This is a genomic window from Rhizobium sp. BK251 (assembly GCF_004345245.1).
Lineage (GTDB): Bacteria > Pseudomonadota > Alphaproteobacteria > Rhizobiales > Rhizobiaceae > Rhizobium.
On record NZ_SLUQ01000012.1, the window covers coordinates 121537 to 134727 of the forward strand.

Genomic DNA, 13191 nt, shown 5'->3' on the forward strand with positions numbered 1-13191 from the left:
TGGACCATATTGGTGGTGCAGACTTTAACCGATATGCTTGCGCGCACCTCGCACAGTCACGTGGGTAGCACATAGATGAACGATTGGGATGACATACGTTATTTTTTGGCTGTAGCCCGCGAGGGCTCAGTCCGGGCGGCCGCTGAGCGGCTTGAGGTAAATCACTCCACCGTACTTCGGCACATCGCCCAACTAGAAGATCGGCTTGGGACGCAGATGTTCGAGAAGCTGCCCTCCGGCTATAGGCTCACTGATGCGGGCGAGGAAGTTCTTGAATTCGCCGAACAGATGGCGGCGTCGTCAAATCAACTGCAAACTAGGGTATTTGGTCGCGACCAAGGCGTACGCGGCCGCTTGCGTCTCACAATGGCCCCGACGGTGGCGTCGCATCTCCTTATGCCTGACTTCGTCGCATTTGCGGGGCTTTATCCTGATGTCGAGATGGAGATTCTGTCCTCCTATGAACCGGTCAACCTTACCAACCGGGAAGCAGATGTTGCGATCCGTGTGGTCGTTGATCGCAACACGCTCCCACAAAACCTGCATGGCCTGAAAGGGCCGGAAATATCGTCCGGAGTGTATATGTCGCGCAAACTGCTGGCTTCGTGGCGGGCCGATGCAGACGTGCCGATCCGCTGGATCGTAAAGAATAGATATGGTGATCTCGACAAGTTCCATCAAAGCAATATTCCGGCATCGGAGATACCGTTCCGGACCACAGATGCCGCAGCTCAGATCGTCGCCGTCCAGCAGGGGCTGGGTATGACCTCGCTGCCTTGCTTCGTTGGTGATACCGACCCATTGCTGACGCGCGTTCCCGGATCCGGCTTGGAGCGGCATGGCACTTTATGGCTGCTGACGCACGGCGAAACCCGCAAGACGAAGCGAGTGCGGCTTTTCACCGAGTTCCTGTCCCGGCGGCTTTCTGCCTATGCGCCGCTCCTCGCGGGCCTTGTACCCAACAACTGAGGAGTAATCACTAGAGGGTCAGTAATACTCCCTGCCCAGCAAGCGTGCTGACACGGGATGTGGTGCATATATGCACAACCGATGTCGGGAATTTGGGAATCCCGCCAATCTACGCGTCATCCCACATATCGACTCGTCAGCGAGCCGGCCTGCCATCCCGTCAGCGGGAATTGCAGCGATCGCCTCTTGATCACGAGCAATAAGAACATCGAGATCGATATGTACGAAGCAATCAAATGGCCGCCGGATATGGCCCCTAGCCGGTCGCCGATCCATTTTACAAATGAACTGGAGGTCGCGGCCTCCCCTGACACGATCTGGTCCCTGCTCGTGGATCACACCGCCTGGCCCAGCTTCTATCCTGGTGTTGAGCATGTCGAGCTACTCGACGGCCATGAGTCACTGCATCTCGGCACACGGTTCGAGACCAATCTCGCTGGCCAGGACGTCTATGCGTCGGTCCAGGAATTCGAGCCGATGACCCGCATCGCCTGGGGCGGCGGCCCCAAAGCGTCTCTCGACTCCAAGGCGTATCACGCCTGGATCATCACCCCCACGCCGACTGGCACGCATCTCTGGACCGAAGAGACGATGCAGGGGCCGCTATGGATCGAGCAGGCCAAGCAGGCGCCAGACATCTTTTGGCGCACGCACCAGAAGCTTCTGGAAGACCTCGCCAAGGTTGCAATTAAGCGCGGCAGATCCTCCGCGAAATAGATCCCGAGCCGGTGAAGATCGGCGCAATCAACACCAACACAGGTCAAAGAAGAACCATGAGTTACGCTATTATCGGTTTTGGCGCAGTAGGTCAGGCCCTCGCCACTATGTTCGCCCGTAAGAGCATAGAAGTCGCTGTCGCCAGCCGGCGATCGCCCGAGGCGCTGGCGCCGCAGGCGAGCGCAATCGGCCCGAAGGTCGTTCCTCAGTCGCTGGAGAAAGCCCTTGAAGCTGACATCATTTTTCTGGCGGTCCCGTTCTGGGAGCACCGGGAGGTCGCAAAGGGGCGAGCAAGCTGGAAAGGCAAGACGGTGATCGATGTCACGAATGCCTATGGCGTTCCCGTCGAAGACTTGGGCGGTCTTCCTTCCTCGGCCGTCATCGCACGGACACTACCCGGCGCTCGACTGGTCAAAGCGTTCAATCATCTGCCCGCAGCGGCCTTAGCGGCGGACCCGGCCATTGGCGGCGGCCGTCGGGTCATTTTCGTTTCGAGCGACGATGACGCGGCAGCTACCCCCGTGCGCTCCTTGGCAGAGCAACTGGGGTTCGCACCGGTCTGGCTGGGAAAGCTAGCGGAGGGAGGATCGCTCGTACAGGCGCGGGACAAGAGCTGGGCGCCGCTGATCTTCCAGGATCTGTTCAAGAAGGGGGCGTGAGCAATGTATGACCATGTCATCTGGCCTGAGCGATACGACCCAAAAATCTCGGCCATCTACGCACTCAACGACATCGACGTGAAGGCGCCGCCCGAAGTGGTCTGGAAGCTGCTTGTCGATGCGGAGAACTGGTCGCGGTACTTCCCCGCCGAAGATCAGGTCAAAATCCTAAGCGGCGAGCGGGAGTTGGCCCTAGGGACACGATACAGTCGGGTAACAGTCGGTTTTCCGATGAGCCTCGTCGTGACGGAATGCGTGCTTGGCCACAGGCTCGCCTGGGCAACGACGGTTGATAGCGACGATACAGGTTCGAGCGCCTACCACGGCTGGGTGATTACGCCCACGGCGGACGGTTGTCATGTGCTGACCGAGGAAACGCAGCAGGGTCCCTGGTTCCTCGAGGAGCTCGGGCGCAAGCATCCGGGCGCGCTCTACCGCTATCACCAGCTATGGGTTGAAAGCCTTGCGGCAGCTGCGGAAGCGGAAGTCGCGCGGAACGCAGGGTGACGCGCCTGTCCGCGCGACCGGGCTAAGCGCCCCAAAAATAGAACGGAGATGAATCACATGAATATCGAACTCAAAGGTCGAAAGGCGATCGTTACGGGCTCAACGGCGGGCATCGGCCGTGCCACCGCCGAAGGCTTGGCGCGCGCCGGCGCATCGCTCGTGATCAACGGCCGTGGACGCGCCCGTGTCGACGAAGCGGTGCGGCAGATGCGACAGGTCTTCCCCGACAGCGACATCACCGGCATCGCCGCCGATCTCTCAACGGCGGCGGGCGCCGAGACCGTTTTCGCGCAGGCACCCGAAGCCGACATCCTCGTGAACAACGTCGGGACAGCATACATCCGCGAGTACAACGGCATCGAGGCCATCGCGAAAATCCCCGACGAGGACTGGCTCGGCCTGTTTCAGTTGAACGTGATGAGCGGCGTCCGCATGGCGCGCCAATACCTGCCGCGCATGGTGGCGAAAGGCTGGGGTCGTGTCGTGTTCGTCAGCAGCGAATCCGCAGTCAACATCCCTAAGGAAATGCTCGACTATGGCATGACCAAGACCGCTCAGCTCGCGGTTTCACGTGGGCTTGCCGAGGCGGTCGCCGGGACGGGCGTCACTGTCAACGCGGTTTTGCCGGGGCCAACCCGGTCCGAGATCTTGTGCGACTTCATAGCGAAGCAGGCCGAGGCGAACGGAATAACGCAGGAGGAAGCCGAGCAGGGCTTCCTGGCGGCGCTGCGCCCAACCACGCTCATCAAGCGCTTCACGACGACCGACGAGGTCGCCAACATGATCGTCTACGCGTGCTCGGAGCAGGCCTCCGCGACGTCCGGCGCGGCGCTGCGCGTGGATGGCGGCGTGGTGCGCTCCATCGGTTGATACCCTGCGTTCGACCGGCTCACAATCACATCAGCACAAGCCTCAAACAAATGGCAAAGGAGAAGTTTTCATGTCGAAGAATAGCGAGCAAATCATTTTGGTGACAGGCGTCACCGGTAGGCAAGGAAGCGCCGTGTACCGGCATCTGCAGAAGAAAGGGTTCAAGCTGCGCGCGCTGGTGCGGGATCCCAATAGCGACAAAGTCCATCAACTGAGGGGACAGGGGACGGAAGTATTTCAGGGAAGTCTCGACGACCCCGACAGCCTAACGCGCGCGATGGATGGTGTGTATGGCGTATTCTCCGTGCAGCCATATTCGGCCAATGAAATTCAACAGGGAGTGGCGGTCATCGAGGCCGCGAAGCGGCAGGGCGTCACCCATTTCGTTTACAGCTCAGTAGGTTCGGCCGACGAAGAGACAGGCCTTCCCCACTTCGAAAGCAAGATCAAGGTGGAAGAGCATCTGCGATCGAGTGGCTTGGCGTACACGATCGTGCGACCCGTTTTTTTCATGGAGAACTGGTACCGAGGCTTCGGCGAGTCGATCAGGAGCGGGCAGCTCCAGCAGCCATTAAGCTCGACAGCGCGCTTGCAGATGGTAGCTGTGGATGACATTGGCGCGTTTGTAGCGCTCGCGTTTGAGCACCCCGACAAATGGAAGGACAGAATATTTTCCCTGGCGGGCGATGAATTGTCGATGCAGCAGATTGCCGATGCTTTTGACCGCGCGAATTCGCGGGAGGTGAAGTATGTTCAGGTTTCCTGGGATCATTTCGAGAAGAACATGGGAGGGGAACTGACGATGATGTACCACTGGTTCGAGGAAAAAGGATTTCACTTCAACATTGATGAGGTGCGACGAGAATATCCGCTGACCCACACCTTTGATCAATGGCTGGATACATATTGGGATAAGGCTTCGGGAGAGTAAAAGACATGTAGCTGATCGCTTTCTTTTTCGATCAGTCATCGCAGAACCTAGTCTCGAGGAGGCGCCAATATGACCGTCGACATCAAACTCCTCCCAGCCACGAAGCTTTGACGCCTGCTACTGCCCATCTCGAAATGACGGGCCCGCAGCAATTTCGCCAGCGTCATGGATGTGGCTGCTGTCCCATGGCGCTATCGCGGACTAATGAAAATTCCGTGCCTTGATCTTGAGGGTGTCGATGTGGAGATCGGGGACATACATGTCCCTGGTCTTCATCACGGATTTATCCCGCGCGTCCGGACTTCCAGGCGATCCGTGTGCGAACTCGTCGCCCCGACCAGTCGGGATCCTGACGTCGAGATCACGGTCCGCCAAAGCAGACAGATCGCCGGACAGGTCGAAAAGCTGCCGCGCGATGAGATGGACGACCTCTCCCTCCCGCTGCACTTTCCCGTGGATGCCCATCAAGGACGCCCCAAGGACGATCCGACGCTGCTTCTCGAACAATGTCGGCCAGACGACGACGTTCGCTGGCCCAGTCTCGTCCTCCAAGGTGATGAACATCACGCCCTTCGCCGAGCCCGGCTTCTGGCGGACGAGGACGAGGCCGGCGATCATCATGAAGCGGCCGTCTTTTTCATTCATGGCGTCAGCACATGTGACGATCCGGCGCGCTTCCAAGTCCTTGCGGAGGAAAGCCATCGGATGCTGGCGGAGCGTCAGCCCCGTGTGACCATAGTCCTCGATCACATTGTGGCCTTCCGTCATCTGGCGAAGCACGACCTCCGGCTCCTGCTGTTCGGCCACGGCGTTCTGCTCGCGTTCGGACGCCGCGGCGAACAATGGCAGGGGTTCGTCCCGTAAGGCTTTGATCGCCCATAGCGCATCGCGTCGCTCGAGCCCGAAGGCGGGCTTGAAGGCGTCGGCCTCCGCGAGTTGGTTCAACGCCTCAGCCGGAACCTCCGAGCGGCGCCAGACGTCGTCTACGGATTCGAACGCGCGGTCCATGCGGGCGGCGGCGATCCGCGCGGCGTCGAGGTTGGCGAGGCCTGCAACAAGGCGCATGCCCAGCCGGACGGCATGACGCTCGGTACCCGGAATGGGTTCAAGGGTGCAGTCCCAGCGCGAGTGAACGACCGATACCGGTCGGATTTCGACGCCGTGTTTCTGCGCGTCCTGCACAATCTGGGCGACCGCGTAGAAGCCCATCGGCTGGCTGTTGATCAGCGCGGCGCAGAACGCGTCCGGGAAGTGGCACTTGATGAAGCAGGAGGCATACGCGATAAGCGCGAACGACGCCGCGTGGCTTTCCGGAAAACCGTAGCTTCCAAACCCCTCGAGCTGTTTGAAAGTGCGTTCGGCGAAGTCTCTCGAGTACCCGTTGTTGACCATTCCCTCGACGAGCTTGGTCTGAAACCGCGACACGCCGCCGGTGAATTTGAAAGTCGCCATGCTCTTGCGGAGTTGGTCCGCCTCCCCGCCCGTAAACCCGGCGCAGACCATTGCGACTTTCATGGCGCTTTCCTGGAAGAGAGGTACGCCCAAGGTCTTTCCGAGGACGGCCTCCAGTTCGGGCGTCGGATATTCGACCTTCTCCTTGCCCTCGCGACGTCGAAGATAAGGATGGACCATATCGCCCTGGATGGGCCCCGGCCGAACGATCGCCACCTGGACAACGAGATCGTAAAACGTTCGTGGCTTTAGTCGCGGCAGCATGCTCATCTGGGCGCGGGATTCGACCTGGAACGTCCCCAAGGTGTCGGCTTTTCGGATCATCGCGTAGGTCGCCTGATCCTCGTGGCGGATCTTGGCGAGATCGAGATCCTCGCCCTTGTGCTCGCGGATAAGGTCGAAGGCCTTGGACATGCATGTCAGCATGCCAAGCGCCAGGACGTCAACCTTCATCATCTTAAGCGCCTCGACGTCGTCTTTGTCCCACTCGATGACCTGCCGGTCCTCCATGCGCGCCGGCTCGATGGGAACGAGGTCGTCCAGGCGCGATCGCGTGAGGACGAAACCACCGACATGCTGGCCGAGATGTCGAGGGGCCCCTATCAGCTCGCGGGCCAGCCGGAGCGTCATGACGAGCCGGTAGTCGTCCGGATTGAGATTAAGGTCCCGAACGTTCTTCTCGGTAATCTCCTCGCTCCACGACCATAGGCCTGCCGACAGGGCCTTGGCCACGTCCTCAGGCAGGCCCATCGCTTTCCCGACATCGCGGATCGCGCCTTTCGCCCGGTAGCGTGTGACGGTGCAGACGAGGGCGGCGCGCTCACGCCCGTATGTCTTGTAGATCCACTGGATGACCTCTTCACGTCGGGCGTTTTCGAAGTCGACGTCGATGTCCGGCGGCTCGTTACGCTCTTTGCTGACGAAGCGCTCGAATAGAAGGTCATTCGTCTCTGGGTCGATACTCGTGATACCGAGGATGTAGCAGATCGCTGAGTTCGCAGCACTTCCTCTACCTTGACAGAGAATGCCCTGGCTACGGGCGAACTTGACAATCGAGAACACCGTCAAAAAATAGGGCGCATAATCCATCTCCTTGATCAGGTCGAGTTCGTGCCGGACGGCGCGCAACACCTTTTGCGGAAGACCCTCCGGGTATCGGTCCGGAAGATATTCGCGAACGTAGTGCTCAAGCGACTGCTGGGCGTCCATCCCTTCGACGATGGCTTCCTCCGGATATTCGTAGGTCAGTTCTTCGAGTGAGAACTTGCAGCGGTCGACGATCTCCATCGTGCGTGCGAGTGCTTCCGGGTAGCGGGGAAACAGGCGCTCCATCTCCTCCGGGGGCTTTAAGAAGCGGTCGGCAAACCGCTCCCGGTCGAATCCAACCTCGTCGATGGTTGTCCCTTCCCGGATGCAGGTGACGACATCCTGCAGTTGGCGGCGAGACGGCTCATGGAACAGCACGTCGTTGGTGACGACCGTCTTTACCTTGTATCGCGTCGCCATGTTCGCCATCTCGTGCAGTCTCATCTGATCGTTCGGCCGACGGCGAAGGCAGAGCGAGACGTAGGCGCGGTCAGCGAACACGTCCTTCATGCGCCGCAGATGCACCGCGCAGAGGTCGTCCGGCATGTCGGGAACGAGGATGCCGATCAGGCCCTCGGCATAGGGCGGCAGGTCGGCGAAGTGCAGGATGCAGTTGTTTTTGCCACCCCTCCCCTTGCCGAGCGTGATCAGCCGCGTCAGTCGCGAGTAGGCCGCTTTGTCGGTCGGATAGACGAGAATGGACATGCCGTCCTGCAGGTCGAGTCGGCAGCCGACGACGAGGTGCAACCCGGTTGCGCGCGACGCTTCGAGCGCGCGAACAATGCCCGCCAACGAGTTGCGGTCGACGACGCCGAGCGCTTCGATGCCCAACTCCTTGGCGGTCGCGAACAGTTCGTCGGCAGACGACGCGCCTCGTAAGAAGGAGAAGTGGGTGGTCGTCTGGAGCTCGGCGTACCTCATGCGAACAGCCCGTGCATGAACCACTCGTGGCTGCCGGTCTCGAGGTCGACGCCGTCGCCCGCGCGGAAAATCCAGAAGCGCTCGCCGCGCTCGTTCTCGATCATGAAATAATCTCTCACCGCTTCTAGCTCGGCCGGCCTGCGCCACCATTCTCCGAAGATGCGCTCGGGCCCATCGGCGCGCACGACCTTGTGGCGGTTGCCGCGCCAGGTGACGCTGCGCGGAGGATGGTCGGGCATTAGGGCGATCGCTTCGATCACCTCCGGCCGAGCAAGCAACCGGACGGGACGACGCCAGTGGCCGACCCAGGTCTCGGCCGTCTCTTCCGCCGCCGCGGAAATGCGCTGGACGCTGCGCTCAGGGACGTCCGACGCGATCGGGGCAACGCGGAACACGCGCTGGCCGCGGTTGCCGAAGGTGTCGATCAACGGCGTTATGTCGGTCGTCTCTTCTTCAACGAGCGAGGACGACCGCTGCTCTTCCTCGAGGAGTTCGGTGGCCGCGGCGGTGAGCGTCAGCTTCTCGATCCCGAAGCCGGGTTCGATCTTCTCCGTCCTATCCTTGAACAATTTCGTCAGCCAGGCGACGTCGCGGGCTGGCTTGGCAGTTCCAGCCCGGATGACCTGCCGGGTATTGTCGACTTTCTCGACGAAGAGATCGGTGCGCCGGACGCCCAGTCCTCTTTTTTCGAGTTCCGCGACGAGCTGGACGACCAACCTGCCGACATACTTGTCGATGGTCTCGGCGGCACCGATCGGTTCCTGAAAATTGCGGGAGACCTCGACGATCTCGGCAGTCCGGATCGGGTCGATCGGTTCCGGCTTCAAGCCGCGCATCTGGTCGAGACGACGGCCGGGCTCCGGTCCGAAACGCAGGGCGAGCGGTGCGCGCGGCGTCGCCGACAATTCGCCGATGGATTGAAAGCCGAGCACGCGAAGATCAGCGACGGTCTTTTCCGGGAGGCGGAGGAGCGAGATGGGAAGCTTTTCGACGGCGCGGAACGTCTCGCCTGAAGGGACGATGACGGTTTCGCGCTTGATCGCACGGGCGCAGGCATGTGCGGCACCCCAGGTGCCCGCGACGGCGACGCGGGCTTTCAGCCGTTTCGCGTGGAAGCTATTGAAGATCTTCGTCACCATAGGCTGCTCGCCTCCTTGCAGATGATCTGCGCCCTCAGTGTCGAGAACCAGACCATCGGTGCCGTCGAGGGCGACAATCGGCGAGTAATGCTGCAGCGCCCAGAGTGCGATCCGCTCCAGCGTCAGCGCGTCGGCGGCGGGATCGGCGTCGACGAGCTTCAGGCCGCGAAACAAAGCCTGAGCTTTCGCCGCGGGCATCCCTACGCGGACGCCGACTTTCCTTGCGGCGGCGTCGGCCGACGTCACCCAGCGCTTCGATCCGCTCTTCGCGATGACGGCGAGCGGCTGATCGTCAGGTATGGACGGATCGTCGCGACGTATCCGATCGGTCGGCAGATCCGGAAGAAATATCGATACGACCCTGCTCATCACATGCTCCTACGCAAAACTCAGCACACTCCCCCGCTTTCACTCGCATCAGTTCCACAAGCCACCGCGCCCTGCCGACGCCGGGAACGGGCAGCTCTTCCGAAGGCAGGACGCTGACCCGCCAACGTGTCGTGCTGGCCGTAGGCTGACCGAAATCGTTGGCTTCCGTTTGCCGTCTCCAGCGCCGCACGACGATACCCATCGTGCCGGTCCTCTCGGCCGCAAGCTGCAGCCGGCGAGAGGCGACCATGGGAAGCCGGACAAGCTCTCCGACCACCGCGCCTAGGCCTCCATACGAGAGGGCCTCCTCCATACTTGCCAGGACGTCCTCTTCCTTGTCGCCTTCCACGAAAACGACCCGCTGCGGATGGAGGCCAACCTGGGCAAGGGCTGGAAAGAAGAGGTCCGGTCGCGTCATGCACCAGACGACGGGACCCTTCGTCCGCGCGGCTATCCCCGCTGCAAAGAGCGCGGCCGCCGCGCCGTCGACCGTCCCGGATCCGCCGCCCGCGATTTCATGCAAGGCGCCGTGAGCGAGACCGCCCGCGGGAAGGACCGCATCAATGGCCGGCGTACCGAACGGCAGGCACTCCCTTCGCTTCGCGACGCCGCCTTCCAAAGCGGAGATGCGTTCGCGCAGTTCGGCGATGGCTAGCTCGCGCGCAGCCGAAGGCATTCACGAATCCTTTGAAATCGCGGTGGATGGGACGACATCATGTCGCTTGGAAACTTGATTGTTCTCTTTCTGTTCCGTATGGATCTTGGCGTCAAGGTACCCTTCGAACAGGAATCTATTCCTGAAGATTAGTGATTCGAAAGATTAGCGAGATGAATCAAAACCGTAGCCGCGAGTCGTAAGTAGTTGCCATCATCGAAAATATTTTTGTCATGGTGGACGCCTTGCCTGTGGAAGACCCCTTGAATATTGAGCCGCGCCCGGCCTCAAACGGGAGCATCGGAGAAGAGATTGGGAAGACGACGACCGCAACCGGACAATTCTTCCGGCCCCAAACTGAAAGACGTCACTCTGCCGACCATCGAGGTCGAATGCAAAGCTTGCGGATTAAAGGGCGCGTACGACCGCGCCGTATTGGTGAAACTTCACGGCGCGAGCCTCTCATTTGCGAGGCTGCGAAGGCAGGCCGCGCTGGGGTGTGAAAGAATGACCGGCCCTGACGGCGACAGGTGTCAGACCCGATTTCCGTGCCTTGAAACCCGATCGGTCGAATGAACCAGTCTCGAATTTGCGCATAGAGAGGTAGGACAATCCATGGAGAACACGGAGGATTGGATGGACGGCGCACAGGTGATCGCAGTCGCGACGGACGAAAGCCATCGCTTCTCGAAGGTGACGGCGGACGAAATCCATGTGCTTGCTGGTCTGGGGGTCGCAGGTGACGTGCACCAAGGGGTGACGGTCAAGCACCGCTCACGCGTCCGGGTTGACCCGACCCAGCCGAACCTTCGACAGGTTCATCTGATCCAGGCCGAATTGCTCGACGAGCTTGCCGACCATGGTTTCGACGTTGGTCCTGCCGACCTGGGAGAAAACGTCACCACCCGCGGCGTCGACCTTCTCGCGCTACCGCGCGGCACGGTTCTTAAACTGGGCGCGGACGTCGAGCTTGAGGTGACAGGCCTGCGAAATCCCTGTTCACAAATCGAGAAGTTTCGGCCTGGCCTCCTGAAAACTGTTCTCGGGAAAGGGCCGGATGGTGAGCTTGTGAAGAAGACCGGCGTCATGACCATCGCCCTCAAGGGTGGGATCGTTTCGCCAGGAGATACCATTGTGGTCAAACTTCCCGCTCCGCCATTGCTCTCGCTGGAAGTCGTCTAAGCCCCGACATGAGATCCCGACTACCTGGTCTCGCCTTCGTTCATGTCGGCTGGATCGTAGTTGATGTCCCAGTCCTTGACGGGCTTTTTGCCAGGGGGCGTCTTATGCTCCGTCGCATCTTCCGATCCGGTGACGACGGTCGGCTTGGCGCTGGCCACGCCAGTTGCCTTCCGGTCGCCGACCGATTTGGCGTACTGACCCTTCGCGTCCTTTTCGACATCCGTCATCTCATTCGCCTTTCTGTTTGAGGCCGTCGGAAATTTTTTTGACCTCAGGGTCGGCGTTGGTCTCGCCGTTCGCATCTTTAGTCCGGTCTGGATCATCCTTTGCCGGCATGTATCCCGGCGGCGTGTTTTCTTGTGGACCCTCCCAACGGGGAGACTGGTCGGTGGTGCCCGGTGCACCGTCTTTCGGCTTGTTCATTCCCATGATGCTTTCTCCTTCTGCGAGGCTAACCCTCGTCGCGAGGGGATGTTCCGTTCTCTCGCCTACGTCGGGCCTTCGAAAATGACTGGCCACACCACGATTTCTTCTGGATGCGACGGCCGAGACGGAACTTCGGCCCTTCGGCGGACTTCCTGAGCACACAGGAGAACGACAATGCCCCACCCGAAGAATTCCCCGGCAGTGCAGTCCATTGAAATCGAACAAGCCGAACAGCGCGAGGGCCCTGCTAAGGACGATCTCGACACCGGACTTGAAGACAGCTTTCCGGCATCGGATCCGGTATCCTCCACGCATTCGACGGTTCCCTCCGGCAGAGCCGACGCCGACGAAGCCGATCGTGTCCGACAGCAGCGGTCGGAGACCGACGAAGAATTCCCGCTGGTTGAAGAGGCCCTCCGATCGACCGGGGAAGGCAGTCACTCGGATCGCGTCGACGACGGTCGCAATGCGCTCGGCGCGCTTCGACGAGATGTGGACCGCATGGCCGGCACCGCGTCGGAGGTCGCGTCCGGTGCGACGTCTCTCGCCAAGTTCGGGGCCAGCACATTTGTGAAGAGCGTCGAGGACAAGATCCGCGAGAGGCCGATTGCAGCAGTTGCCGTCGTTGCAGCTCTCGCCTTCGTATTTGGTGCGACACGCTAGAACCGCTCGCATCACAGGGACGGTTGTCACTTCATCGCGGCCGGGAGGTCTGCCTCCAGGCCGTCTTACAAGGTAGGAGGTGGCGATGGCGGAAGACCTGCAGCTCGGCGCAAGTGGTTCAAGACGCTCCAACCCGTGCTGCCGGAAGAGATGATCGGTCTCTGGCGCGGATCCGAGATCGCCGCCGATCATCCGCTGGATGGCGTGCTCGAGAACCTCGCGTGGTTCGGCAAACGCTTCCAATCGGATCTGAAGGCCGACGCACTGCTCTTCCAGTTCAAGCCCGGCAGCCTGGTGCCCCTCGAGCCCGCGGCCTTCCCTGTAAGACTGGCAATCCGTCTCGCGCCGCTCGGGCGGGCCAAGCTCGCGCGGGCCATCTTCCCGCATCTGCAGCAAGTTCTGCATGCTCGTAGGACGACGGCGATGCTTACCCTGCGCATGATCGACGGCGAGGAGACTGCGGCGATGGTCTATGACAAGCAGCCGATCGCCGACTACTTCCGCAGGATCGATGAAACCGAAGTCGCTGGAATGATGGTCGTCGACGACGACGAGCGCCGCTATTTCTTCCGGCTCCGGAAAGTTGACCCCTCGAACCCGAGCTCGGTGTTTGACGATCGGGCGGCATCCCTTGACGCGGGCTAG

Annotated in this window: 13 protein-coding genes and 1 pseudogene; 9 read left to right on the top strand and 5 right to left on the bottom strand. The window is 60.8% G+C overall.

Annotation, left to right across the window (positions count from 1 at the left end; genetic code table 11):
• Positions 1-75: 75 nt before the first annotated feature.
• The 6 genes from EV286_RS27365 (at position 76) to EV286_RS27390 (ending at position 4653) form a co-directional block, all read left to right on the top strand.
• Entirely contained in the window at positions 76-969 is an 894-nt protein-coding gene (locus tag EV286_RS27365) for a LysR family transcriptional regulator (RefSeq protein ID WP_132960406.1), read from the top strand.
• Positions 970-1188: 219 nt separating this feature from the next.
• On the top strand, positions 1189-1686 hold the full coding sequence (locus tag EV286_RS27370; protein ID WP_132960407.1) for an SRPBCC domain-containing protein: 498 nt from the start codon (positions 1189-1191) through the stop codon (positions 1684-1686).
• A gap of 56 nt (positions 1687-1742) precedes the next feature.
• Positions 1743-2345 carry an NAD(P)-binding domain-containing protein gene (locus EV286_RS27375; protein WP_132960462.1) on the top strand — a complete coding sequence of 201 codons (603 nt, stop codon included), beginning with the start codon at positions 1743-1745 and terminating at the stop codon, positions 2343-2345.
• 3 nt (positions 2346-2348) lie between these two features.
• Complete coding sequence (locus tag EV286_RS27380; protein WP_132960408.1) at positions 2349-2852, top strand: SRPBCC domain-containing protein; 504 nt, start codon at positions 2349-2351, stop codon at positions 2850-2852.
• Positions 2853-2909: 57 nt separating this feature from the next.
• A complete protein-coding gene (locus EV286_RS27385) occupies positions 2910-3722 on the top strand; it encodes an SDR family oxidoreductase (protein WP_132960409.1) in 813 nt (270 codons plus the stop codon).
• Positions 3723-3792: 70 nt separating this feature from the next.
• Complete coding sequence (locus EV286_RS27390; protein ID WP_132960410.1) at positions 3793-4653, top strand: NmrA/HSCARG family protein; 861 nt, start codon at positions 3793-3795, stop codon at positions 4651-4653.
• Positions 4654-4854: 201 nt separating this feature from the next.
• Here EV286_RS27390 and EV286_RS27395 read toward each other — a convergent pair whose 3' ends face one another.
• Genes EV286_RS27395 through EV286_RS27405 form a run of 3 tightly spaced genes read right to left on the bottom strand, consistent with a single transcriptional unit; the run spans position 4855 to position 10296 of the window.
• On the bottom strand, positions 4855-8112 hold the full coding sequence (locus tag EV286_RS27395) for an error-prone DNA polymerase (RefSeq protein WP_132960411.1): 3258 nt from the start codon (positions 8110-8112) through the stop codon (positions 4855-4857).
• Positions 8109-9620: a DNA polymerase Y family protein gene (locus tag EV286_RS27400; protein ID WP_132960412.1), complete on the bottom strand. Its 1512-nt coding sequence runs from the start codon at positions 9618-9620 to the stop codon at positions 8109-8111. The genes EV286_RS27395 and EV286_RS27400 overlap by 4 nt, the downstream gene beginning before the upstream one ends.
• The gene (locus EV286_RS27405; protein ID WP_132960413.1) at positions 9544-10296 is read right to left on the bottom strand and encodes an ImuA family protein; all 753 of its coding nucleotides are present in this window, start codon (positions 10294-10296) and stop codon (positions 9544-9546) included. The genes EV286_RS27400 and EV286_RS27405 overlap by 77 nt, the downstream gene beginning before the upstream one ends.
• Before the next feature lie 615 nt (positions 10297-10911).
• Between EV286_RS27405 and EV286_RS27415 the strand changes: the two genes are divergently transcribed.
• Complete coding sequence (locus tag EV286_RS27415; protein ID WP_132960463.1) at positions 10912-11457, top strand: MOSC domain-containing protein; 546 nt, start codon at positions 10912-10914, stop codon at positions 11455-11457.
• Positions 11458-11477: 20 nt separating this feature from the next.
• Here the strand turns inward: EV286_RS27415 and EV286_RS27420 are convergent, their stop codons facing one another.
• Together EV286_RS27420 and EV286_RS27425 are read right to left on the bottom strand one after the other, a co-directional pair.
• Complete coding sequence (locus tag EV286_RS27420; RefSeq protein ID WP_132960415.1) at positions 11478-11684, bottom strand: hypothetical protein; 207 nt, start codon at positions 11682-11684, stop codon at positions 11478-11480.
• A gap of 1 nt (position 11685) precedes the next feature.
• Positions 11686-11886 (bottom strand): hypothetical protein, encoded by a 201-nt coding sequence (locus EV286_RS27425; protein ID WP_132960416.1) that lies wholly within the window; start codon positions 11884-11886, stop codon positions 11686-11688.
• Between the two features lie 171 nt (positions 11887-12057).
• On the opposite strand from EV286_RS27425, the gene EV286_RS27430 reads away from it, so the two are divergent.
• A complete protein-coding gene (locus tag EV286_RS27430; protein WP_132960417.1) occupies positions 12058-12546 on the top strand; it encodes a hypothetical protein in 489 nt (162 codons plus the stop codon).
• A gap of 114 nt (positions 12547-12660) precedes the next feature.
• Positions 12661-13191, top strand: a pseudogene (locus tag EV286_RS27435) (GXWXG domain-containing protein); the annotation flags it as partial.

What these genes read in the sequence shown, in the direction of transcription:
- EV286_RS27365 (WP_132960406.1), top strand. Translation starts at nt 76, where the DNA reads ATGAACGATTGGGATGACATACGTTATTTTTTGGCTGTAGCCCGCGAG.
- EV286_RS27370 (WP_132960407.1), top strand. Translation starts at nt 1,189, where the DNA reads ATGTACGAAGCAATCAAATGGCCGCCGGATATGGCCCCTAGCCGGTCG.
- EV286_RS27375 (WP_132960462.1), top strand. Translation starts at nt 1,743, where the DNA reads ATGAGTTACGCTATTATCGGTTTTGGCGCAGTAGGTCAGGCCCTCGCC.
- EV286_RS27380 (WP_132960408.1), top strand. Translation starts at nt 2,349, where the DNA reads ATGTATGACCATGTCATCTGGCCTGAGCGATACGACCCAAAAATCTCG.
- EV286_RS27385 (WP_132960409.1), top strand. Translation starts at nt 2,910, where the DNA reads ATGAATATCGAACTCAAAGGTCGAAAGGCGATCGTTACGGGCTCAACG.
- EV286_RS27390 (WP_132960410.1), top strand. Translation starts at nt 3,793, where the DNA reads ATGTCGAAGAATAGCGAGCAAATCATTTTGGTGACAGGCGTCACCGGT.
- EV286_RS27395 (WP_132960411.1), bottom strand. Translation starts at nt 8,112, where the DNA reads ATGAGGTACGCCGAGCTCCAGACGACCACCCACTTCTCCTTCTTACGA.
- EV286_RS27400 (WP_132960412.1), bottom strand. Translation starts at nt 9,620, where the DNA reads ATGAGCAGGGTCGTATCGATATTTCTTCCGGATCTGCCGACCGATCGG.
- EV286_RS27405 (WP_132960413.1), bottom strand. Translation starts at nt 10,296, where the DNA reads ATGCCTTCGGCTGCGCGCGAGCTAGCCATCGCCGAACTGCGCGAACGC.
- EV286_RS27415 (WP_132960463.1), top strand. Translation starts at nt 10,912, where the DNA reads ATGGACGGCGCACAGGTGATCGCAGTCGCGACGGACGAAAGCCATCGC.
- EV286_RS27420 (WP_132960415.1), bottom strand. Translation starts at nt 11,684, where the DNA reads ATGACGGATGTCGAAAAGGACGCGAAGGGTCAGTACGCCAAATCGGTC.
- EV286_RS27425 (WP_132960416.1), bottom strand. Translation starts at nt 11,886, where the DNA reads ATGGGAATGAACAAGCCGAAAGACGGTGCACCGGGCACCACCGACCAG.
- EV286_RS27430 (WP_132960417.1), top strand. Translation starts at nt 12,058, where the DNA reads ATGCCCCACCCGAAGAATTCCCCGGCAGTGCAGTCCATTGAAATCGAA.